The organism is Streptomyces sp. NPDC055103, from assembly GCF_053607625.1.
Window position 1 is genome coordinate 43,547 of the sequence record NZ_JBSGTX010000054.1, and the last position, 20,756, is coordinate 64,302.

At 71.7% G+C, this 20,756-nt stretch carries 17 protein-coding genes; 8 read left to right on the forward strand and 9 right to left on the reverse strand.

Translation table 11 applies throughout. The features are described from left to right. Positions 1-13 precede the first annotated feature (13 nt). Both ACWFR1_RS28785 and ACWFR1_RS28790 read right to left on the reverse strand, forming a co-directional pair. Positions 14-670 carry an HAD family hydrolase gene (locus ACWFR1_RS28785; protein ID WP_453556102.1) on the reverse strand — a complete coding sequence of 219 codons (657 nt, stop codon included), beginning with the start codon at positions 668-670 and terminating at the stop codon, positions 14-16. A gap of 108 nt (positions 671-778) precedes the next feature. Then, entirely contained in the window at positions 779-1,285 is a 507-nt protein-coding gene (locus tag ACWFR1_RS28790) for a DUF6912 family protein (RefSeq protein ID WP_453556105.1), read from the reverse strand. 274 nt (positions 1,286-1,559) lie between these two features. Here ACWFR1_RS28790 and ACWFR1_RS28795 point away from each other — a divergent pair, with 274 nt between their 5' ends. Beyond that, positions 1,560-2,102, forward strand: coding sequence for an Rv3235 family protein (locus ACWFR1_RS28795; RefSeq protein ID WP_453556108.1), 543 nt, complete (start codon positions 1,560-1,562; stop codon positions 2,100-2,102). Between the two features lie 156 nt (positions 2,103-2,258). Here ACWFR1_RS28795 and secA read toward each other — a convergent pair whose 3' ends face one another. Beyond that, positions 2,259-5,072: a preprotein translocase subunit SecA gene (gene secA / locus ACWFR1_RS28800; RefSeq protein ID WP_453556111.1), complete on the reverse strand. Its 2,814-nt coding sequence runs from the start codon at positions 5,070-5,072 to the stop codon at positions 2,259-2,261. 239 nt (positions 5,073-5,311) lie between these two features. Here secA and ACWFR1_RS28805 point away from each other — a divergent pair, with 239 nt between their 5' ends. Then, on the forward strand, positions 5,312-5,899 hold the full coding sequence (locus tag ACWFR1_RS28805; protein ID WP_453556114.1) for a GNAT family N-acetyltransferase: 588 nt from the start codon (positions 5,312-5,314) through the stop codon (positions 5,897-5,899). 42 nt (positions 5,900-5,941) lie between these two features. Then, positions 5,942-7,138: a winged helix-turn-helix domain-containing protein gene (locus ACWFR1_RS28810; protein ID WP_453556117.1), complete on the forward strand. Its 1,197-nt coding sequence runs from the start codon at positions 5,942-5,944 to the stop codon at positions 7,136-7,138. A gap of 66 nt (positions 7,139-7,204) precedes the next feature. Here the strand turns inward: ACWFR1_RS28810 and ACWFR1_RS28815 are convergent, their stop codons facing one another. From ACWFR1_RS28815 to mtrA, 6 genes are all read right to left on the reverse strand, one after another. Then, positions 7,205-7,972, reverse strand: a complete 768-nt coding sequence (locus tag ACWFR1_RS28815; RefSeq protein ID WP_453556120.1) for a response regulator — start codon at positions 7,970-7,972, stop codon at positions 7,205-7,207. Positions 7,973-8,185: 213 nt separating this feature from the next. Beyond that, the gene (gene hpf, locus ACWFR1_RS28820; RefSeq protein ID WP_453556123.1) at positions 8,186-8,866 is read right to left on the reverse strand and encodes a ribosome hibernation-promoting factor, HPF/YfiA family; all 681 of its coding nucleotides are present in this window, start codon (positions 8,864-8,866) and stop codon (positions 8,186-8,188) included. 294 nt (positions 8,867-9,160) lie between these two features. Beyond that, the gene (locus ACWFR1_RS28825) at positions 9,161-9,988 is read right to left on the reverse strand and encodes a ComF family protein (RefSeq protein ID WP_453556125.1); all 828 of its coding nucleotides are present in this window, start codon (positions 9,986-9,988) and stop codon (positions 9,161-9,163) included. Between the two features lie 330 nt (positions 9,989-10,318). Then, positions 10,319-12,127 carry an LpqB family beta-propeller domain-containing protein gene (locus ACWFR1_RS28830; protein WP_453556147.1) on the reverse strand — a complete coding sequence of 603 codons (1,809 nt, stop codon included), beginning with the start codon at positions 12,125-12,127 and terminating at the stop codon, positions 10,319-10,321. A 46-nt stretch (positions 12,128-12,173) separates the two neighbouring features. Beyond that, positions 12,174-14,189, reverse strand: a complete 2,016-nt coding sequence (gene mtrB / locus ACWFR1_RS28835; protein WP_453556128.1) for an MtrAB system histidine kinase MtrB — start codon at positions 14,187-14,189, stop codon at positions 12,174-12,176. A gap of 1 nt (position 14,190) precedes the next feature. Next, positions 14,191-14,868: a two-component system response regulator MtrA gene (mtrA, locus tag ACWFR1_RS28840; protein ID WP_024758631.1), complete on the reverse strand. Its 678-nt coding sequence runs from the start codon at positions 14,866-14,868 to the stop codon at positions 14,191-14,193. Positions 14,869-15,199: 331 nt separating this feature from the next. Here mtrA and ACWFR1_RS28845 point away from each other — a divergent pair, with 331 nt between their 5' ends. Genes ACWFR1_RS28845 through ACWFR1_RS28865 form a run of 5 tightly spaced genes read left to right on the forward strand, consistent with a single transcriptional unit; the run spans position 15,200 to position 20,616 of the window. Continuing rightward, positions 15,200-16,414: a DUF7544 domain-containing protein gene (locus ACWFR1_RS28845; RefSeq protein ID WP_453556132.1), complete on the forward strand. Its 1,215-nt coding sequence runs from the start codon at positions 15,200-15,202 to the stop codon at positions 16,412-16,414. A gap of 4 nt (positions 16,415-16,418) precedes the next feature. Further along, positions 16,419-17,111, forward strand: a complete 693-nt coding sequence (locus ACWFR1_RS28850) for a DUF4129 domain-containing protein (RefSeq protein ID WP_453556135.1) — start codon at positions 16,419-16,421, stop codon at positions 17,109-17,111. Further along, positions 17,108-18,313: a DUF4350 domain-containing protein gene (locus ACWFR1_RS28855; protein ID WP_453556138.1), complete on the forward strand. Its 1,206-nt coding sequence runs from the start codon at positions 17,108-17,110 to the stop codon at positions 18,311-18,313. The genes ACWFR1_RS28850 and ACWFR1_RS28855 overlap by 4 nt, the downstream gene beginning before the upstream one ends. Then, entirely contained in the window at positions 18,310-19,293 is a 984-nt protein-coding gene (locus ACWFR1_RS28860) for an AAA family ATPase (protein ID WP_453556141.1), read from the forward strand. Before ACWFR1_RS28855 ends, ACWFR1_RS28860 begins: the two co-directional genes overlap by 4 nt. Positions 19,294-19,305: 12 nt before the next feature. Then, positions 19,306-20,616, forward strand: a complete 1,311-nt coding sequence (locus ACWFR1_RS28865) for a DUF58 domain-containing protein (protein WP_453556144.1) — start codon at positions 19,306-19,308, stop codon at positions 20,614-20,616. Positions 20,617-20,756: the final 140 nt, after the last annotated feature.

The following is a 20,756-nucleotide window of genomic DNA, read 5'->3' on the forward strand; positions in this document are numbered from 1 at the left end:
GACCCGGCCCGCGCTACACCAACTCCTCCGCCACCGACACCGCCTCCGCCAGCGAGTCGACCACCGGCACCCCCACCCGCTCCAGCGACGCCCGACTGTGCGACCCCCCGGTGTACAGCACCGCCCGAGCGCCGACATGCGCCGCCGCCACCGCGTCGTCCGCCGCGTCGCCGATGACGACGACCCGGTCCGCGGGGACACGGAGCGCCTCCAGATGCCGCACCATGTGCCCGGACTTCCCGTCCGTCGAGTCGCCGACCCGCCCGTCCATCCGGACGAACCGCTCGGCGATCCCGTGGCGCCGCACGAGCGGTATGAGCTCCGCGTGCGGCGCGAGCGACAGCAGCGACTGCGTGAACCCGGAGTCCTGCCGCGCCGCCAACAGCTCCGCCGCGCCGAGCGTGAGCGCGCACGCCTCCGCCCGCACCCAGTAGTGCCGGTGGAAGGCGCCGTCCATGACGGTCCACTCCTCGTCGGTCGGCAGCCGCCCCATGAGCCGTTCGTAGAACTTCGGCACCGGCACCATGTACAGCTCGCGGTACCGCTCCAGCGTGATCGGCTCGAGCCCGATCTCGGCGAACGCCGCGTTCGACGCCCCGATCACCGCGCTGATGTCGTCGAGCAGTGTGCCGTTCCAGTCCCAGACCAGATGCTTACCGTGCTTCCCCATGGAAAAACGGTACCGGCCGCCTCGGACAACGAACCCCACCGGCCCCCGCCCCCAGCCCAGGCCAGGCCAGGCCCGGCCCGGCCCGACCCGGCCCGGTCCCACCCCGAACTACCCCAGCAACCCGGGAATCTCCTGCACCCCGAACCACAGCAGCTCATGGTCCTCGGCTCCGTCCACCACGAACCGCGCGTCGTCGTCGCCCTGATCCGCCGCCCCCAGCGCGGCGGCCGCCGCGGTGACGTCCGCCTCCGCGTCGTCCGCGTCGGCGTGCACCGCCGCGGCCCTGGCCAGCGGTACGGCACCGGCGACCCGGACCTCGCCGATCGAGCCGGCGTCGAGCCCCCGGTCGGGATCGACGGTCGCGTCCTTGTCGGCCACGTCGACGGCGACGACGACCCGGCGCCGCGGCGCCCCGGGGTCACCGGCGAGGAGCCGCAGGGAGGCGGAGGCGGCCCGGTTGAGCGCCGCGTACTCCAGCTCCTCGATGTCGTCGGAGACGTACCACTCGCGCAGCGCGGGGGTGACGGCGTAGGCGGTCAGCGGGCCGGGGCCCAGCTCGCCGGCCTTGTGCGCCTGTGCGAGCCCGGGGAGGGTCAGGGGGACGTACACGCGCATGGCTGGCCGCTTTCGTAGACGGAGAGGCCCTCAGGATACGTGCGGAGTCCCCCTTCGGGGTGGCGGGCCGAACTCCCGGCTCGTCCACCGTCAGCGCACCCCGCCAAGGCCCTGAAGAGCGGTTTTTCCACCGCGTCACCCGGATAGGTGAATCGCCGGCGGGACGACTCCGCGGCCCCGGACTCCTTGCGGGGCCCCGGACCCCACCCGTACAAGATCCCCAACGGAAGTTACCGACTGGTACCACTCGGTTACGCAACGACAGGGGCTCGCCATGAACACCACGACCGCCACGCTCCCCACCACTCCCACCGCATCCCCCGCCACCACCACGGCCACCACCACCCCCACGGCCACCCCACCCACCACAGTCACCACCCGCCCGCGCACCCCCCGCCCCCGCACCGCCCCCAGCGGCCCCGCCGGCACCCGCCCCCGTGGCAGCGCGGGCACCCACCCCCGCACCCCGCCCCGCGCCCTTCCCACGCACACCGCGTTCGCGGAGCGCCTGCTCGCCGTGCTCAGCGGGGAGCGGCCGGTCCACTGGATGCTCGGCCACACCGTCGGCGAGGCGTACGAGCAGCTCGTCCTGCTCGCCCCGGCGACGCCCCTGCGCTCGTTCGGCCCCCGCCCCGTCCTGCGCCGCTGCTCCGTACAGCTGGACCCCCGGCGCACGGTCATGGAGGCCTTCGCGAGCATCGCGACCGGCCATCGCGTCCGGGCCATGGCGTTCCGCCTGGAGCGCGGCGCCGACCAGCGCTGGCGCTGCGCCGCCGTAGAACTCGACGGCTTCGGCGCGACCCCCCGCCGCCCCTGACCCGCCGCGACGCCCCACCCCACGCACCGGCACCCCCACCACCCACCCCTCACCCCCAGGCACGACGAAGGGGTCGGCCACCCCCCGGGCGACCGACCCCTCACACCGAACCCACCGCGTCAGTGCCCCTTCGTCAGGGCCCTCGGCGGCAACGCCTTACTTCTTGCGGCGACGCCCACCGCTCGCGTTCTTCTGCGCCTTGCGACGCTCCGCCCGCGTCATCCCGTCGCCGGACTCGTCGTCGGAGGCGAAGTCGCCCTCGACGACCCCGCCGTCGCCGTCGACGGTCGGCGCGGAGAAGTGCAGCCGGTCCGGCCGCTGCGGCGCGTCGAGCCCCTTGGCACGGATCTCCGGACGGCCGTTCCCGGCGCCGGACGCCACCGCGTCGGCCTTGTCGAGCGAAGGAGCGCTCGCCTGCACCGGGACCTCCTCGACCTGCTGCTCGACCTGGACCTCCAGGTTGAACAGGTAGCCGACGGACTCCTCCTTGATGCCCTCCATCATGGCGGTGAACATGTCGAAGCCCTCGCGCTGGTACTCGACCAGCGGGTCCTTCTGCGCCATGGCGCGCAGGCCGATACCCTCCTGGAGGTAGTCCATCTCGTAGAGGTGCTCGCGCCACTTGCGGTCCAGGACCGACAGGACCACGCGCCGCTCCAGCTCGCGCATGATCTCCGAGCCGAGCTGCTTCTCACGGGCGTCGTACTGCTCGTGGATGTCGTCCTTGACCGACTGGGCGATGAACTCGGCGGTGATGCCGGCCCGGTCCCCGGCCGCGTCCTCCAGTTCGTCGACGGTGACCTTCACCGGGTAGAGCTGCTTGAACGCGTTCCACAGACGGTCGAGGTCCCACTCCTCCGCGAAGCCCTCGGCGGTCTCCTGGCGGATGTAGTCGTCGATCGTGTCGTCCATGAAGTGCTGGATCTGCTCGTGCAGGTCCTCGCCCTCCAGGACGCGGCGGCGCTCGCCGTAGATGACCTGACGCTGCCGGTTGAGGACGTCGTCGTACTTCAGGACGTTCTTACGCGTCTCGAAGTTCTGCGTCTCGACCTGCGACTGGGCGGAGGCGATCGCCCGCGTGACCATCTTGTTCTCGATCGGCACGTCGTCCGGCACGTTGGCCATGGCCATCACGCGCTCGACCATCTGCGCCTTGAACAGACGCATCAGGTCGTCGCCGAGCGAGAGGTAGAAGCGGGACTCGCCCGGGTCGCCCTGACGGCCGGAGCGGCCGCGGAGCTGGTTGTCGATACGGCGGGACTCGTGGCGCTCGGTGCCGAGCACGTAGAGACCGCCGAGGCCCTTGACCTCCTCGAACTCCGCCTGCACCGCCTTCTTGGCGCGCTCCAGGGCGGCGGGGAGGGCCGCGGCCCACTCCTCGACGTGGTCGACCGGGTCGAGACCGGCCTGGCGCAGCTCGGCCTCGGCGAGGTCGTCCGGGTTGCCGCCGAGCTTGATGTCCGTACCGCGACCGGCCATGTTCGTGGCGACGGTGACGGCGCCGCGGCGGCCGGCCTGCGCGACGATGCTGGCCTCGCGGTCGTGGTGCTTGGCGTTGAGGACCTCGTGCTGCACGCCGCGCTTGGAGAGCTGCTGCGAGAGGTACTCGGACTTCTCGACGGAGGTCGTGCCGACGAGGATCGGCTGACCCTTCTCGTGCTTCTCCGCGATGTCGTCGACGACGGCGGCGAACTTGGCGACCTCGGTCCGGTAGATCAGGTCGGACTGGTCCTTGCGGATCATCGGCCTGTTCGTGGGGATCGGGACGACGCCCAGCTTGTAGATCTGGTGGAACTCGGCGGCCTCGGTCATGGCCGTACCGGTCATGCCCGACAGCTTCGAGTACAGGAGGAAGAAGTTCTGCAGGGTGATCGTGGCGAGGGTCTGGTTCTCGTCCTTGATCGCCACCCCTTCCTTCGCCTCGATGGCCTGGTGCATGCCCTCGTTGTAACGGCGGCCGGCGAGGATTCGGCCGGTGTGCTCGTCGACGATCATGACTTCGCCGTCCATGACGACGTAGTCCTTGTCCTTCTTGAACAGTTCCTTCGCCTTGATGGCGTTGTTCAAGTACCCGACGAGCGGGGTGTTCACCGACTCGTAGAGGTTGTCGATGCCCAGCCAGTCCTCGACCTTGGCGACACCGGCCTCGTGGATGGCGACGGTGCGCTTCTTCTCGTCGACCTCGTAGTCGCCGGTCTCCTCGATGCCCTTGAGCGGGTTGCCGGGCTCGCCCTTCGAGAGGCGGGTGACGAGCTTGGCGAAGTCGCCGTACCACTTGGTGGCCTGGTCGGCCGGGCCGGAGATGATCAGCGGCGTACGGGCCTCGTCGACGAGGATCGAGTCGACCTCGTCGACACAGGCGAAGTTGTGGCCGCGCTGGACGAGCTCGTCCTGGGACCACGCCATGTTGTCGCGGAGGTAGTCGAAACCGAACTCGTTGTTGGTGCCGTACGTGATGTCGCAGGCGTACTGCTCACGGCGCTGGGCCGGGGTCATGTTGGCGAGGATGCAGCCGACCTGGAGCCCCAGGAACTTGTGGACCCGGCCCATCATCTCGGAGTCGCGCTCGGCCAGGTAGTCGTTGACCGTGATCAGGTGCACGCCCTTGCCGGAGAGCGCGTTGAGGTACGCCGGGAGCGTGCCGACGAGGGTCTTGCCCTCACCGGTCTTCATCTCGGCGACGTAGCCGAGGTGGAGCGCGGCACCGCCCATGAGCTGGACGTCGTAGTGGCGCTGTCCGAGGACGCGCTTGGCGGCCTCGCGGACCGTCGCGAACGCTTCCGGCATCAGGTCGTCGAGGCTCTCACCGTCGGCGTACCGCTGCTTGTACTCATCGGTGAGCGCCCTCAACTCGGCGTCGGAGAGGTTGACGAAGTCCTCTTCGATGGAGTTGACCTGGTCCGCGATGCGGTGCAGTTTGCGCAGGATCTTGCCTTCGCCTGCACGCATGAGCTTGTTGAAGACGGACACTGAGGCTGGTCTCCTTGCCGGTCGGGCCTGGCACTGGGTCTTGTGATCGACGCGAGCGCGGGCACGGCAGGTGGTCCCCACCGCAACGGCCATCGTAAGCGAGACCGCCCTCGCGAAGGGAGGCCCGCAGTGCCCGAGCCGCGAGGCCACCCTCAAAGAGAACGCCCGAGGTGGGCGGAAGGTGCCGCCCCACCCGAAAAGTGTTCGCTTCCGGTCGGGTCGCTCACCACAATCCAGTCATGGAGCCGATCACCCTCACCACCGACCGACTGCGCCTGCGGAACTTCATCCCCGGCGACCTCGACGCGGTGTACGAAATCTGCCAGGACCCGACCATCCGGCGCTGGACGGTCGTCCCGGACCCGTACACGCGGCAGGACGCGGAGTTCTTCCTGCACCGGATGGTGCCGGACGGCTGGCGCGACGACTCGGAGTACGCCTTCGCCGCCGAGCCGGTGGCCGGCGGCCCGCTCCTCGCGGCGGCCGCGCTGACCAGCCGCGGCTCGGGCGTCTGGGAGGTCGGCTTCTGGCTGCGCGAGGAGGCCCGGGGCCAGGGCTACATGACGGAGATCGTCCGGGCCCTGGCCCACTGGGCGTTCACGGGCCTGGGCTGCGTCCGTCTCCTCTGGCGCGCGGAGGTGGGCAACGCCGGCTCGCGCGCGGTGGCCGAGCGCGTCGGCTTCGCCCTGGAGGGCGTCCAGCGCGCCGGCCTCGTCAACAAGGGCACGCTCCGGGACTGCTGGAGCGGCGCCCTGCTCCCCTCCGACTTCGGTCTGCCGAGCCCGTTGCCGTACCTCCCCGCCCGCGATCAGCCCGCCCAGACCTGACCCCCGGCCCGACTGTCGGTGCCGGGATCTAGGGTGCGATGCATGACGACTGCGCCGCGCCCCGCCGCCGAACTGTCCGCCGACGAAGCCCGCCGGATCGCGCTCCGCGCCCAGGGGTTCCTGGGCGCGCCCGACCGCAGGTCCGGGGTCCGCGGGGTGCTGCGCGCCCTCGGGCAGGTCCAGCTCGACACGATCTCCGTCCTGGCCCGCTCGCACGAGCTCATCCCGTACGCGCGCCTGGGCGCCGTGGGCCGTACGACGGTCGAGGACGCCTACTGGACCGCCGCGCCCGACAGCGCGCCCGCGGCACGACCCCACGCCTTCGAGTACTGGTCGCACGCCGCCTGTGTCCTGCCGATCGAGGAGTGGCCCCACTTCGCCTTCCGCCGCCGCGCCTACCGCGACCGCCCGCACTGGTATCACGACCTGCCGGCCGGGGCGTACGGCAAGGTGGTCGACCAGCTGCGGGCCGAGGGCCCGCAGACGGCGACGGAGCTGGGCGGCGCGAAGAACAAGGGCGAGTGGTGGGACTGGTCCGACGGGAAGATCGCCGTCGAGCGGGCGCTGATGTTCGGTGAGGTGGTGGTGGTCGAGCGGCGCGGCTGGAAGCGCGTCTACGACCTGGCGGAGCGGGCGATCCCGCAGGCGCTGCTCCATGACGAGCTCGACGACAGGGAGTGCGTGCGGCGCCTGGTGCGGCAGGCGGGCGAGGCGCTGGGCGTGGGCACACGCGCGGACATCGCCGACTACCACCGCATCAAGGGCGAGCAGTTCGACGCCGTGGTCGAGGCCTCGGGGCTCGTCCCTGTCACGGTGGCGGGCTGGGGGAAGCCCGCGTGGGCGGACCCGGCGGCGCTGGCCTCCGAGCCGCGCGGCCGGCACCGGACGACGCTGCTCTCGCCGTTCGACTCGCTGATCTGGGAGCGGGCGCGGACGGAGCGGATCTTCGGCTTCACGCACCGCCTGGAGGCGTACGTGCCGAAGCAGAAGCGGGTGCACGGCTACTTCGCGATGCCGGTCCTGGCCGGAGGGCGTCTGGTCGGCCGGGTGGACCCGGCGCGCGAGGGCGGCACGCTCGTGGCCCGGCAGGTCACCCTGGACGGCCCCAAGGCCGTACCGGCGGTGGCGCGGGCGCTGCGAGAGGCGGCCGAGTGGGTCGGCTGCGACGCGGTCTCCGTGGTCCCGGAGCGCGTGAACCACCCGGAGCTCGTCCCGGAGCTGGTACGGGCCCTGAGCTGAGCGGCCCTTCGGATTGAGCGCCCGTCGGACCGAGCACCCATCGGACCGAGCGGCCCGTCGGGCGCCCTACCGGATCTCGAGGATCTTCTCCCGCATCGCGTAGACCACGGCCTCCATGCGGGAGTGCAGCTGAAGCTTCTCCAGGATGTTCCGCACGTGGTTCTTCACCGTGTTCTCGGAGATGAACAGCTCCTTGGCGATGTCCCGGTTGTTCATTCCGGTCGCGACGAGCTTCAGCACCTCCAGCTCGCGGTCCGTCAGCCGGGGCGCGGGCACGAGCCTGCGCTCGTCGGTGCGCTGGATCATCGACTTGAACTCGGTGAGGAGTTTGGACGCCATCGACGGGCTGATCTGCGACTGTCCGTCGGCGACCGCGCGGATCGCCGTCGCGACCTCGTCGGTGGAGATCTCCTTGAGGAGGTAGCCGGTCGCCCCGGCCTTGATCGCTTCGTAGAGGTCCGCCTCCTCGTCGCTGATCGTCAGCATGATGATCTTCGCACTGGGGGCCACCTCCTTGATGGAGGTGCAGGCCTCGATGCCACCGCGCCGGGGCATCCTCACGTCCATCAGGATGATGTCGGGCAGCAGATCGGCGGCCTTGTCGACCGCCTCGGCCCCGTCGCCGGCCTCGCCGACGACCTGGATGTCCTCCTCCTGCGCGAGGACGATCTCCAGACCACGCCGGAAGAGGGCGTGATCGTCCACCACAAGGACCCGAATCGGCTCCGGGCGACAGTCGCCGCTGTCCGAATCCGATCCCTCCGGTGCGCTCTCCGGAGTGGCCGCGCCAAAGGCCTCACGCCCCCTGAGCACCGGCCCGAAGCTGTCCGCCATCGTTCCTCCCCCTGAAGGCCGTGGCCTGAATTCGTTTCCGGTCCTCCAACCGCTGCTCGATGAGCACCGGTTGGCGTGCACGCCATGATTTCATGCCCCGGCGGTGCGTGGGGTTACCCATGGGCGCACGGGGGTGCCCCTGGGGGCGCGAACCGCGCTCCAGGGGCACCCTGGGGGACACCTGAGGTAGGTGGTTGATGCGATGGCGGCGCGTCAGCCGCCGAGCGCACCGCCGGCGCCGCCGCCTTCTGCGAGCGGGTCGCTCTCCAGGTGGATGACGCCGTAGTCGTACGCGTGTCGTCGGTAGACGACGCTCGGCTGCTTGTTGTCCGAGTCGACGAACAGATAGAAGTCGTGGCCGACCAGCTCCATCTCATAGAGCGCCTGGTCGAGCGTCATGGGGGCGGCCCGGTGGGTCTTCTCGCGCACCACCAGCGGGCCTTCGCCCTGAACCTCGATCGAGCCCATCATCGTGGTGGGCACCTTGTCGGACTCGTCGGCGACCAGCTGACCGTCTCCGTTGAGCTGTGCGGCGCCGGGCACCACGTCCCCGACCTCCGCTGCCGACAGCCTGCCGCTGCCACGGCGGGTGTACCGCTTGTCGTGCTGCTTCCGCAGCCGGGCCTCCAGCTTGTCGCTGGCGAGGTCGAGGGCTGCGTACGGGTCGCCTGCCGCCGCTTCCGCCCGGATCACCGGGCCTCGGGAGTGGAGGGTGATCTCCACGCGGTCGGACCTGTCGGCCTGCCGCGGGTTGTGCTCCTTGGACACCTCGACGTCGAGGCTGATCACCTTGCCGTCGAGCTTCTGGATCTTCTCCAGCTTCAGCTTCTCGGCCACGTGCTTGCGGAACCGCTCGGGCACCTCGGTCTTGCGGCCCTTGACGACGATGTCCACGCAGAACTCCGTTCCCGGATCGCCCTGGTCGGCTCCTTGGCCGCCGGGCATCTCCCTTTGCACCAGACTCCGGTGGTTACCGGAGCTCGGACTTGGCGACTTTCACCTCCTCCTCCCCAGTCGACAAGATCCCCACCCCATCGACACGAGGTTAATTCGCCCTGAACTCCTGTCCTGTAGGCGCAACCATGTATTCGGCGAGGCAGTGGCATTCGCCATTCCTCACAACCGAACATAGCCCCTTCGGACGGGTGTCGGCACCCGCTACCGCGACATACCTCCGTTCGGGTGCTTTCACCTCTCACCACCTGCAACGATCCAAGTTCCTGGCGAGTTCCGGTTTATTTCGAACGAAGCGGGAGAGGATGCGATCACAGCCGCCCGACGCTGTTCGAATCCGTGCTGCGCGGACCGTTCCGGCGATCTTTCCGGGGATCTCTCAGCCAATCCCCGCGGTAATCCAGGAATGAACGGAAGATGTACCGCGTCGAGGGCCCGCGCCGCCTCCGCGAGCGAAGCACCCGTCGTCATCAAGTCGTCCACGAGAACCACCCTTCCGGCCTCGGCGAGACGCGCACCGCCCGGCACGACCTCCAGCGCCCCGGAGAGATTCGCCAGCCGCCCGCGCGCTCCGAGACCCGCCTGGTCCGCCACGTACCGCCGCTGCCGCAGGACGGACACGACCCGCGCGACCCGCCCCTCGCGCCGCAGCCGGGCGGCCGCCGCCCGTGCGATCCGCCGCGTCGGATCGTGGCCACGTGCCCTCACCGAGCTCCGTGAGGACGGCACCGGTACGAGGAGCAGCGGAGGGGAGCCGAGGCCCGTGGCGGGCCCCGCGGCGGCCGTCACGGCGGCGGCGAGCGCCTCGCCCAGGGGCCCGGCGAGCGCCAGTGCCCCGCGCTCCTTGTGAGCGAGGAGGAGTTCCCGTACGGAATCGGCGTACGGCGCGACGGCGTGGACCACCGGCAGCCCCGCCGGCTCGGGCTCCGGCCGCACCCTGCGCGGCCCGGTCCCGGTCAGCGCGCCCGCGCATTCCGCGCACAGGACGGTGCGCGGCCTGCCGCAGCCTCCACAGGCGACAGGCAGCACCAGCCCGGAGATCTCGCGCCACCACCCCCGCATGACTCCACTGTGCGCGCTCCCGCCGCCGCGGACCACCCCTGTGGAAAACCGTTCGCCCGCCGTCCCCAGCCGGCCGAACGGCGCGACACGAGGCCCACGGAAGGCCGTCGCGACGAACCCATGAGGAAAGCCTCACCGGACCGCCCCGAGTCCGTCAGGTCGCCCCAGCCCGGGGTACGGGACGGCCTGCGTCATCCGCCCCGCGACACGGCCTGCGGACCACCCCCGCGACACGAGCACGGAGGACCCGGCCCAGGCCCCGGAGGCCCCGGCCCCGAGGGACCGTCCCACTCCCCCAGCAGGCCCCTACGACCCGCCCCTCCCGCGCCCCTACCCGGGGTAGACCGGCGAGGCGCTGGCCTTGACCACTGGCTGCCAGTTCGTCCCCGGCGCCAGCCGGACGATGCCGTCGTTCCCGGAGTTCGCCACCACCGGCGTCCCGTCGCCGTTCGGCGCGGCGACCGAGGTCACGCCGCTCAGGCCGGGCAGCACCGAGCTCGCCGAGGTCGAGCCGTCCGTCTGGAGGTAGCGGATCTGCTGGACGCCACCCGCCTCCTTGCCGACGACGACCAGCCGGCTCGGCCCGGCCCAGGAGACGGCCGTGACCGACTCCATGCGCGGCGCGGCGGGCTGCAGGTCGACGACCGACACCGCGGGCTCCGCCCCCGCCTTCTGCCGCTCGACACGGCCGATCTGCAAGGTGGTGCGCTCCCCCTGCTTGACCAGCAGGGCGATCCGTACCCCGTCCGCCGAGACCCGCAGGGCCTCCACGCGCATGCCCTCCACCAGCCACGGCGTACGGACCTCGACGGGATCACCCGAGCCGCCCGGCACCATCCACAGGTGGGACGCCGCGGGGTTGCGGTCGGCGACCCAGAGGTCGCCCCGGCCGTCCCAGCTCGGTGCGGAGAGCCGGTCCGTGGGCCGGGCCGCCTTGCTCGTCAGCACCGCCGGCAGCGGATCCTGCTCCGTGGTGATCGAGGAGACGAACAGATCGCGTCCGTTCGCCCCGACCCCGGCGGCCCGGGTCTCGCCGCGGTCGACCGCGACCGAGGTCAGCGGCGTCGCCCCACTGCCGAACGGCCCCGGCACCGCGGTCGGCGCGGCGGCCTCCTTCTCCCGGACCGTCAGCATCATCAGCTTGCCGTGCTCATCGACGAAGTACGGGTTCTCCTCCGACCCGGTGCTGCGGACCGCCGCGAACTCGGCCGCCTGCCCCTTGCCCAGCCGGCACAACGCCCCGCCGCCCGAGTTCTGCAGCTCGACCTGCTCGACGCGTACGGAGGTGAGGTCGCCCAGGGTGAAGAGCAGCTGCGCCGCCATCCGCCGGCACGCCTCGCCGCTGACCCGGTCGGCCCGGGCGTTGAGCGGCACCTTCAGCGTGGACTGGTCGTCCGTCGCCAGCGAGGTGACCCCCGGCTTCAGCTCCGTACCGGACGGGAACTGCGAGTCGACGGCCGACTTCAGCCAGTTCGTCGGCCCTTCGAGCAGCGCCTTGACCGTCTGCGTCACGGGGTCCATCCGGGTGACCGGGTCCTGCCGCTGCCGGATGTAGACGGGGTCGGCGACGAGCCAGTCCTCCCGGGAGGCGAAGTAGTACTTGTTGACCGACCGGTAGTTGCGCAGGAAATCGGCCTCCCCGAGCACCAGGCCGGGCGGCAGGCTGTCGATGCGCCACTCCTTGCCCTTGCCGTCCGCGGCGGGCTGCTGCACGACGTGGATCGACTGGAGGTACTTGGCGGGGCTGATCGGCTGATAGGCGTGCCGGGCGTCCACCGTCGCGATCTTCCGGCCGGAGAGCGGGTAGGCACGGCCCTGGTTGTCCGGGTCGGCATTGCGGTCGGCCGGGTCGCGGGCGGGCGCGGTGGTGAGCACGCTGATGCTCTGCTCGGGCTTCCAGCTCCGCTCGGCCTTCGCCGTCAGGTACTTGCGGGCGGTGGCGAAGCCGGGGTCGTCACTCGTCATGGCCTCCAGGAAGCCGTCGACGATCTCGTCCGGATCCGCGTTCGCCCGCGGGGCGACGGCGTAGACCCGCACCTGCGAGTCGCCGGGGTTCGCCCCCTTCACCGGCTGTACTTCCCCGCTGTCGGGCATCGTCGCGCACCCGGTGACGACAAGCCCGCCGCATGCGGCGAGCACCACCGCCCGAACGCTCCGGCCCCGCCCCGCGCGCCCCTCTCGGGAGTCAGCGCCCACGTGTCCCGTCCTCCCGCTCCGCGTTCCTGGTTCCCCCGGCCGTCGCCGTGCCGACCGCACCGCCGTCGGTGTCCGTCGCCGCTCGCGGCACCACCCGGGCTCCGCTGCCCGGCAGGGCCGTCGGGTCGACGGTCGCCCGCGGCGACGCGGGCAGCCTCGGCGGTCCGGGGAGCGACGGCCGGTCCCCGGCGGGCTGCGCCGGAACCGCCACTCGGCGCGCGTTCTCCTGTACGAGCCCGGCGGCGGCCTGCTCGCGATTGCGCCGGGAGTCCTCGGGCTCCAGCGGCATCGGGGAGCCGCGCAGCGGCTCGTCCGCGGTCCTCGGCAGGGTCAGCCGGAACTGCGAACCTCCACCGGGCTCGCCCCAGGCCTGCAGCCAGCCGCCGTGCAGCCGGGCGTCCTCCACCGCGATCGACAGGCCGAGGCCCGTACCGCCGGTGGTGCGGGCACGGGCGGGGTCGGCGCGCCAGAAACGGTTGAAGACCCGGGTCGCCTCGCCCGGCTTGAGTCCGACCCCGTAGTCGCGGACGGCGACGGCGACGGCCCCGCCCGCTGCGGCGAGTTTCACCACCACGTCCCGGCCCTCACCGTGCTCGACGGCGTTGACGACGAGATTGCGCAGCACCCGCTCCACCCGGCGGGCGTCCGCCTCGACCACCACGGGCTGGTCGTCGCCGACGACGACGATCCGGGTGCCCTTGCGCTCGGCGAGGGGTTCGGCGCCGCCGATGACCCGGCTCACGACCTGGCGCAGGTCTATCGGCTCGGCCTCCAGAGCCGCCGCTCCCGCGTCGAAGCGGCTGATCTCCAGAAGGTCCGAGAGCAGCGATTCGAAACGGTCGAGCTGATCGCCGAGAAGTTCGGCGGCACGCCCGGTGACGGGGTCGAAGTCGACCCGGGCGTCGTGGATGACGTCGGCTGCCATCCGGACCGTGGTCAGCGGGGTGCGCAGCTCGTGCGAGACGTCGGAGACGAACCGCCGCTGCATCCGTGACAGCTCCTCCAGCTGCTGGATCTTGAGCTGGAGGCTCTGGGCCATCTTGTTGAAGGCCTCGCCGAGCCGCGCGATGTCGTCCTCGCCGGTGACCTTCATCCGTTCCTGGAGACGGCCGGCCGAGAGCCGCTCGGCGATCCCCGCGGCCATCCGGACGGGCGTGACGACCTGCCGGACCACGAACCAGGCAATGGCGCCGAGCAGCACGACGACGAACAGCCCGGCGGTCGCGAGGGTGCCCTTGACGAGGGTGAGCGAGTCCTCCTCCTGCGTCAGTGGGAAGAGGTAGTACAGCTCGTACGGGGTGCCGTCGGCGTCGTTCAGCCGCTTGCCGATCACCAGCCCGGCCTCGGACGGTTTGCCGCTGGTGTAGTGGATCCGGGTGGACTTCTGGTAGGTGTTCGCCCCCTGGGCGACGGAGTGCCTCAGGTCGGCGGGGATGCTCGTGGTGGGGTCGACCTCGCCCGAGGCGCGGGCGCCGCGGCTCGCGGTGTCACCGCTGTCGAGGGAGAGCGCGACCACGTTGTAGGCGCTCTGCCCGCCACTGGCGAGCTGCTCGACGAGCGTGGAGCGCCAGTTCACGGACACGCCGGTCCGCGCGCCGTCCTGCTGGCCGGGCGCCGACGGCGTGGTCGCCGCCCGGTCCTGCGCGGCGGAGAACCCCCCCGCCGCCTGGCTCTGCGCGGCCCTCTCCTTGGCCTCGAGCAGCCCGTTGCGGACCTGCCCGATGACGACGAGGCCGAGCAGCAGCACCACTCCGAGGGACATCAGCAGGGTGCCCGCGACGACCCTGAGCTGGATGTTCCGCCGCCAGAGCCGCACAGCGGGCAGCAGCGGTCGACGGACCCAGCGCGCGAGGAGCCGGAACACCGGTCCACCCGGCGCCCCGTCGTTGAGGAGCCGCCCGCCCAGCAGACGGCCGAAACGCGGGCCCCCCCGCCCCGGTCCGGCAGCCCGCCCCGTACGGTCTCCCGGGTCCCCGGGCTGCGGAGCAGTACTGCCTCTGCTCATGTCAGCTCGGTCCCGCCTTGTAACCGACGCCACGGACGGTCACCACGATCTCCGGGCGCTCGGGGTCCTTCTCGACCTTCGAGCGCAGCCGCTGGACGTGCACGTTCACCAGCCGGGTGTCGGCCGCATGCCGGTAGCCCCAGACCTGCTCCAGCAGGACCTCACGGGTGAACACCTGCCACGGCTTCCGCGCCAGCGCGACGAGCAGATCGAACTCGAGCGGGGTCAGGGCGATGGACTGCCCCTCCCGCTTCACGGAGTGCCCGGCCACGTCGATGACCAGGTCACCGATGGTGAGCTGCTCCGGCGCCGGCTCCTCGGACCGCCGCAGCCGTGCCCGGATACGGGCGACGAGCTCCTTCGGCTTGAACGGCTTCACGATGTAGTCGTCGGCCCCGGACTCCAGGCCCACCACCACATCCACGGTGTCACTCTTCGCGGTGAGCATGACGATCGGCACACCCGACTCGGCCCGGATGAGCCGGCACACCTCGATGCCGTCCCTTCCGGGCAGCATCAGGTCCAGCAGCACCAGGTCAGGCTTGGCCTCCCTGAATGCGGCAAGCGCCTTGTCACCGTCCGCGACGAACGACGGATCGAACCCTTCACCCCGCAGCACGATGCCGAGCATCTCGGCCAGTGCGGTGTCGTCGTCGACGACAAGAACGCGTCCCTTCATATCGACATCATCCCATTAGCCAATCGTTACCTGCCGTGACCTGTCCCACAGCGTCTCCCCCAGCTCGGGCCGCGACCTCGTGGATCGCGCGCCTCTCGGCCCGCCGTCGCACGGATCGCGCGTCCTGGTCGGGCATTCGCACAGTGTGCCGCCTACCGCCCGGACAATGAAGGTCCGGGCAAAGGTACGAACGAGACGGCCGCTCCCGCCCACGGGCGGGCCCCGCGTGGCACGATGGCACCCGGCCCGCCGCCGAGCCAGGTGTCGGCCGCCGTGACCGAGCCGGTTTCGCCGATCCGGCACCGCGACCATTTCCCCGAGGTGGACGACCGTGAACGACACTCCGGGCTGGACCTCGCCCGGATCCGCCCCCTCCGACGGCCAGGACGGTTCCGGGATCCCCCGGCCCACCACCCCCGTCGACGCGAACGGTTCCGCCCCTCAGTGGTCCAAGGACCAGCCGCCCGCCGGCCGGTGGACCCCGCCCACCGGCCAGACGCCGCCCCCGGCCCCCGGCCGGAACTGGGGAACCCCGCCCCCGAACACCAACTGGGGCAGGCCGCCGGCCGCGAAGCCGGGCGTGATCCCGCTGCGCCCCCTGGGCATGGGCGAGATCCTCGACGGCTCGGTGAAGACCCTGCGCACCTACTGGCGCACCGTGCTGTCCATCTCGGTCACGGTCGCGGTGATCTCCCAGATCGCCAGCATCCTGGCCGAGCGGTACCTCGTCCCCGCGACGCCGGCACTCAACCCCGACGCGACACCCGCCGAGCAGCTGGAGTACTCGGTCCAGTCGGCCCAGGACTCCCTGGTCGGGCTCGCCCCCGCCCTGCTCGTGACGCTGATGGCCTCCCTGGCCTGCGCCGCCCTGCTGACCGTCGTCATCAGCCGCGCCGTCGTGGGCCGCCCGGTCTCGGTCGGCGACGCCTGGCGCGAGGCCCGTCCGCGCCTGCTCCAGCTCGTCGGACTGACCCTGCTGATCGCGGCCCTGAGCGCGGGCATCCTGTTCGTCGGCCTGCTGCCCGGTCTCCTGATCGGCGGCGCCGCCGGCGTGGCCCTGGTCCTGCTCCTCGGACTCGGCGCCACCGCGACGATGGTCTGGCTGGTCATCCGCTTCAGCCTCGCCTCCCCCGCCCTGATGCTGGAGCGCCAGGGCATCATGACGTCGCTGAAGCGCTCGGCCAAGCTGGTGGAGGGCTCGTGGTGGCGGATCTTCGGCATCACCCTGCTCACCCAGCTGCTGATCTTCGTCTTCGCCATGATCGTCTCGATCCCGTTCGTCATCATCGGCATCGCGGTCGACGGCGACGGCTTCTCCGGCCTGCTCACCGGTTCCACCACCACCTTCGGCTGGCCGTTCCTGATCGCCACCGGCATCGGCGGCGTACTCAGCAGCGCGATCACCTACCCGATCTCGGCGGGCGTCACGGTCTTCCTCTACGTGGACCAGCGCATCCGCCGCGAAGCCCTGGACCTCGAACTGGCCCGGGCCGCCGGCCTCCCCGGCTACGGCCCCACCGCGGGCGACGAGACCCTCGGGGGCTGATGCCGTGACGGTCCCGGGGGGAACGACCGCACCACGCACGCTCCTGCGCGCCGACGGCGACGTACTGGTGGACATCTCCCGCGTCCCCGCCCGTGAGGCGGCGGAGCGGGAGCTGTCCGATCCGATGTACCACGCGAACGATCCGAACCTCCTCCAGCGCGGCCTCGACCGCTTCTGGGAGTGGATCGACGACCTGTTCAGCGCCGCCTCCGGAGCCACCCCGGGCGGCGTCGTGGGCCTCGTCGCCGTCGTCCTGGTCGTCATCGCCCTCGTCGCCGCCCTGTGGTGGCGCCTCGGTACTCCCCGACGGTCACCGGGCGCGGCCGGTGACTCCCTCTTCGACAACGGCCCCCGAACCGCCGACGAGCACCGCGCGGCCGCCACCCGCCACGCCGCCGCCGGCCACTGGAACGCGGCCGTCCAGGAACGGATGCGGGCCATCGTCCGCTCCCTCGAAGAGCGCGCCCTGCTCGACCCCCGTCCCGGTCGCACCGCCGACGAGGCCGCCGCCGAGGCTGGCCGCTCGCTTCCCTCCCACGCGGACGACCTGCGTCTCGCGGCCCGCGCCTTCGACGACGTCACATACGGCGGCCGCACCGCCGACGAGCCCGCGTACCGCCGCATCGAGGACCTGGACACCGCCCTGGAGCGGACCCGCCCCACCCTCGACACCGCTTCCTCAGGGGCGCCCTCATGAGCCGACCGGCCGTCGAGTCCACCTCGACCGCCCTGTCCGCCCGTCAGATCTGGACCCGCGCCCGCGGCGCCGCCCTCGTCCTCGCCCTGATCCTCATCGGCGGCCTCGCTCTCGCGACCGTCCGCTCCACCGAATCCCACGGCGCCCTGGATCCCCGCTCCGCGGACCCCACCGGCAGCCGCGCCGTCGCCGAGCTCCTCAGGGACCGCGGCGTCACGGTCACCACCGCCACCACACTCGAAGAAGCCACCGCCGCGACGGACCCCCGATCCACCCTCCTGGTCACCACTCCCGACCTGCTGACGGACGCTCAACAAGTCGCCCTGCGCGCGACAATGGCCAACTCCACGGCTCGCACCGTCCTCCTCGGCGCCGGCCCCGCCTCCCTCTCCACTCTGGCCCCGGAAGTCACCACAGCCGCCGACTCCCCGGTGGCGAACCGCGTCCCCTCCTGCACCCTGCCCGCCGCCACCCGCGCCGGCAGCGTCGAGCTCGGCGGCGAACGCTACGTCGTCACCCCCGGCACCGACGCCGACGCCTGCTACCCCGCCGACGGCAGACCGACCCTGGTCCGCCTCCCCCGCGACAACGGCACCACCGACACGGTCCTCCTCGGCTCGCCCGACATCCTCTACAACAACCGTCTCGACCAGCAGGGCAACGCCTCGCTCGCCCTGCAACTCCTCGGCTCCCAGCCCCATCTCGTCTGGTACCTCCCCTCCCTCGCCGACACCTCGGCCACCACCGACGCACCCGCCGGCGACACCACGGACAACTTCCTCGCTCTCATCCCCTCCGGCTGGCTGTGGGGCACACTCCAACTCGCCCTCGCCGCCCTGCTCGCCGCCATCTGGCGCGGCCGCCGCCTCGGCCCCCTGGTGACCGAGCACCTCCCCGTCGCCGTCCGCGCCTCGGAGACCACCGAGGGCCGCGCTCGCCTCTACCGCAAGGCGAACGCCCGCGACCGCGCCGCCACCGTCCTCCGCGCGGCGACCCGCACCCGCATCGCCCCGCTCCTCGGCGTCCCCGTCCAGGACGCCCACTCCCCCGAGCGCCTCCTCCCCGCGCTCTCCGCCCGTCTCCCCGAGACCACCGCGGATCCCAGGACCCTCCTCTTCGGCCCGGCTCCCGCCGACGACGCCACTCTCATCCGCCTGGCGGACCAACTCGACGCCCTCGAAAGAGAGGTACGCACTTCATGAGCGCCCCGACCCCCGAGACCGATACGAACTCGGACAGCGCCCGCGCCTCCCTGGAGGCCCTGCGCACCGAGATCGCGAAGGCCGTGGTCGGCCAGGACCCCGCCGTCACCGGTCTCGTCGTCGCCCTGCTCTGCCGGGGACACGTCCTCCTCGAAGGAGTGCCGGGAGTCGCCAAGACCCTGCTGGTCCGCTCGCTCGCCGCCGCCCTCGAACTCGACACCAAGCGTGTCCAGTTCACCCCCGACCTCATGCCGAGCGACGTCACAGGCTCCCTCGTCTACGACACCCGGACCGCTGAGTTCTCCTTCCAACAGGGCCCGGTCTTCACCAACCTGCTGCTGGCCGACGAGATCAACCGCACGCCCCCGAAGACCCAGTCCTCCCTCCTGGAGGCGATGGAGGAGCGTCAGGTCACGGTCGACGGCACTCCGCGGCCCCTCCCTGACCCCTTCCTGGTCGCTGCGACCCAGAACCCCGTCGAGTACGAGGGCACCTATCCCCTCCCCGAGGCCCAACTGGACCGCTTCCTCCTGAAGCTGACGGTTCCTCTGCCCTCACGCACCGACGAGATCCAGGTCCTCACACGTCACGCCGAGGGCTTCGACCCCCGCGACCTGAAGGCCGCCGGTGTCCGTCCGGTCGCGGGTCCCGCCGAACTCGAAGCCGCCCGGGCTGCCGTGGCCAAGGTCGCGGTCTCCCCCGAGATCGCCGGCTATGTCGTCGATATCTGTCGTGCCACGCGTGAATCCCCCTCGCTCACGCTCGGGGTCTCCCCCCGAGGTGCCACCGCCCTGCTCTCCACCGCCCGCGCCTGGGCCTGGCTCACCGGCCGGGACTACGTCACCCCGGACGATGTGAAGGCCCTCGCGCTGCCCACCCTGCGTCATCGCATCCACCTGCGGCCCGAGGCCGAGATGGAGGGAGTCACCGGTGACTCCGTCATCAACTCGATCCTCGCCCACGTCCCCGTCCCCCGCTGAGAAGAGCGCCCCATGGCCCTCACCGGACGAACCGCGCTGCTCGCCGCCCTCGGATCGCTCCCCGTCGGCATCCTCGCCCCCAGCTGGACGGGGATGCTCGCGGTGAACGCGCCCCTCTCACTAGCAATTCTGTGCGACTACGCCCTGGCCGCGCCAGTACGAACGCTCCAGTTCACCCGAAGTGGTGACACATCCGTTCGACTCGGTGACGCGGCAGAAGTCCAGCTCACGGTCACCAACACGTCCCGCCGCCGGCTCCGCGCCAAGCTCCGCGACGCCTGGCCGCCCAGCAGCTGGCTCCCTGGCACCGAGCAGGCCGCGTCCCGCCAGAAACTCACGGTCCCGGCCGGGGAGCGCCGCCGCCTCATCACGAGCCTGCGCCCCACCCGCCGGGGCGACCGCCGAGCCGAACGCATCACCGTCCGCTCATACGGCCCCCTCGGCCTCGCCGCTCGACAGGGCAACCACGAGGCCCCCTGGACGGTCCGCGTCCTCCCGCCCTTCACGAGCCGCAAGCACCTGCCGTCCCGCTTGGCCCGCCTCCGCGAACTGGACGGCCGCACCAGCGTGCTGACCCGTGGGGAGGGCACCGAGTTCGACAGCCTCCGCGAGTACGTCCCGGGCGACGACACCCGCTCGATCGACTGGCGTGCCACCGCCCGCCAGACCGCGGTCGCCGTCCGGACCTGGCGCCCCGAGCGCGACCGCCACATCCTCATCGTGCTCGACACCGGCCGTACCTCGGCCGGCCGCGTCGGCGACGTCCCCCGGCTGGACGCCGCGATGGACGCCGCTCTCCTCCTCACCGCGCTCGCCTCCCGAGCCGGCGACCGCGTGGACCTGGTGGCCTACGACCGTCGCCTCCGCGCTCAGGTCCAGGGCCGGTCCGCGAGCGATGTCCTGCCCGCGGTGGTCAACGCCCTCGCCCCGCTCGAACCGGAGCTGGTGGAGACGGACGCCCGCGGCCTCGCCGCCACGGCCCTGTCCCGCGCCCCGCGCCGCTCGCTCATCGTCCTTCTGACAGCTCTCGACGCGGCCCCGATCGGAGAGGGCCTCCTCCCGGTACTACCTCAGCTCACCCAGCGCCACACGGTCCTGGTGGCCTCGGTCGGCGATCCGCGGATCGCCGCCATGGCAGGCGCGCGCGGCACCCTCGAAGGAGTCTACGAAGCCGCCGCGGCCACCCAGACCCAGTCCCAGCGTGACCGTACGGCGGACCAGCTCCGTCGCCATGGCGTCACCGTCGTCGACGCTTCCCCCGACACGCTCGCCCCGTCCCTGGCCGACGCCTACCTCGCCCTGAAAGCAGCCGGCCGCCTCTGAGAGAGGCGTATCCCACCTTCGGCCCGCACACCGAAAGGAATACGGCCCTGAACGCAGAAAAGCCCCGCACCATAAGGTGCGGGGCTTTCCCACAATGATTGTTCGGCGGCGTCCTACTCTCCCACAGGGTCCCCCCTGCA

What these genes read in the sequence shown, in the direction of transcription:
- ACWFR1_RS28785 (WP_453556102.1), bottom strand. Translation starts at nt 670, where the DNA reads ATGGGGAAGCACGGTAAGCATCTGGTCTGGGACTGGAACGGCACACTG.
- ACWFR1_RS28790 (WP_453556105.1), bottom strand. Translation starts at nt 1,285, where the DNA reads ATGCGCGTGTACGTCCCCCTGACCCTCCCCGGGCTCGCACAGGCGCAC.
- ACWFR1_RS28795 (WP_453556108.1), top strand. Translation starts at nt 1,560, where the DNA reads ATGAACACCACGACCGCCACGCTCCCCACCACTCCCACCGCATCCCCC.
- ACWFR1_RS28805 (WP_453556114.1), top strand. Translation starts at nt 5,312, where the DNA reads ATGGAGCCGATCACCCTCACCACCGACCGACTGCGCCTGCGGAACTTC.
- ACWFR1_RS28810 (WP_453556117.1), top strand. Translation starts at nt 5,942, where the DNA reads ATGACGACTGCGCCGCGCCCCGCCGCCGAACTGTCCGCCGACGAAGCC.
- ACWFR1_RS28815 (WP_453556120.1), bottom strand. Translation starts at nt 7,972, where the DNA reads ATGGCGGACAGCTTCGGGCCGGTGCTCAGGGGGCGTGAGGCCTTTGGC.
- ACWFR1_RS28825 (WP_453556125.1), bottom strand. Translation starts at nt 9,988, where the DNA reads ATGCGGGGGTGGTGGCGCGAGATCTCCGGGCTGGTGCTGCCTGTCGCC.
- mtrB (WP_453556128.1), bottom strand. Translation starts at nt 14,189, where the DNA reads ATGAGCAGAGGCAGTACTGCTCCGCAGCCCGGGGACCCGGGAGACCGT.
- mtrA (WP_024758631.1), bottom strand. Translation starts at nt 14,868, where the DNA reads ATGAAGGGACGCGTTCTTGTCGTCGACGACGACACCGCACTGGCCGAG.
- ACWFR1_RS28855 (WP_453556138.1), top strand. Translation starts at nt 17,108, where the DNA reads ATGAGCCGACCGGCCGTCGAGTCCACCTCGACCGCCCTGTCCGCCCGT.
- ACWFR1_RS28860 (WP_453556141.1), top strand. Translation starts at nt 18,310, where the DNA reads ATGAGCGCCCCGACCCCCGAGACCGATACGAACTCGGACAGCGCCCGC.
- ACWFR1_RS28865 (WP_453556144.1), top strand. Translation starts at nt 19,306, where the DNA reads ATGGCCCTCACCGGACGAACCGCGCTGCTCGCCGCCCTCGGATCGCTC.